Annotated in this window: 1 protein-coding gene; it reads right to left on the bottom strand. The window is 38.8% G+C overall.

Annotated features, from left to right (window positions below; translation table 11 throughout):
- Nucleotides 1–850 (bottom strand): GerAB/ArcD/ProY family transporter (locus tag AC1DVJ_RS31155; RefSeq protein ID WP_477596831.1); only part of this gene is annotated, 850 nt, incomplete at its 3' end.
- Between the last annotated feature and the right edge of the window lie 69 nt (nt 851–919).

Raw genomic sequence — 919 nt, 5'->3', positions numbered from 1 at the left:
GTATTAATACACTTATTATGAGTAGTGCATATAGCGAAGGAAGTACCCAGCTTCTCTTTTTTAAATGCGAAAATAACTGATTTACGACAAACATACTTAAAGCTACACGTATATAAGCACCGGAAAACCATTGAAAAGTAGACATGAAATCCAGTCGAGTAATATGCGTGCCAATTGTCAGCATCTTCCATAAGTCATTTGAGGGAACCAATAAATTTGCCGCTTCCTCAGCACCAAGCACAGAAATGGATCCCATCAATGGACCTGCGGCTAAGCCGACCAATAACATGGCAACCCCTAGAAACTGACTTCTTTTCATTTCCCCCTTCATGTACGGCGTGAGAAAAAGTACAATGATAATTTCGAATAACCCCGCACACGAATAAACAATTCCTTTTAGAAACCCTTCATAACCATATTCAAACACGGGGAACAGTAAGGAGTAATCTTTATATTTTTTATTTCCAACTCCCACGAAAACACCAAAGAACATGACGATTGGAAGCAGGAACAATGCCAAAGCGCTCATCGTTCGAATTCCTTTATAGGAGGCATAATAACACAATGCTGCGAACGACAAGACGAGAAAGACATTTGGGATATCGGGCGCATAGTTTATTTTTGCCCAATAGAGTGTATATTGGAACGTATTAAACGCAGTCAGAAAAAAGAAACATCCAAATAGTGAGCATAGTCCATATGAAATCCAAGAAGGTAAGGCAAATAATCGAGCGAAGACATGCTTCATCTCCATCTTCTTAAACAAATGATAAACCAACAAGGTCCAAAGAATGAACGGAACGCTAGCTGCAAAAACACTTAACCAAGCGTCACGTTTCGATGAACCCAACAATATGGCGTGTAGAAATATATGAACCGAAAATCCTGTAGAAATGATGAGTAGTGTATAAATATGTAT

It is taken from the genome of Paenibacillus sp. P4_A9, assembly GCF_056402415.1.
Note: the sequence above shows the minus strand (reverse complement) of the source record. Positions and strands in the feature narration are given on the sequence as shown.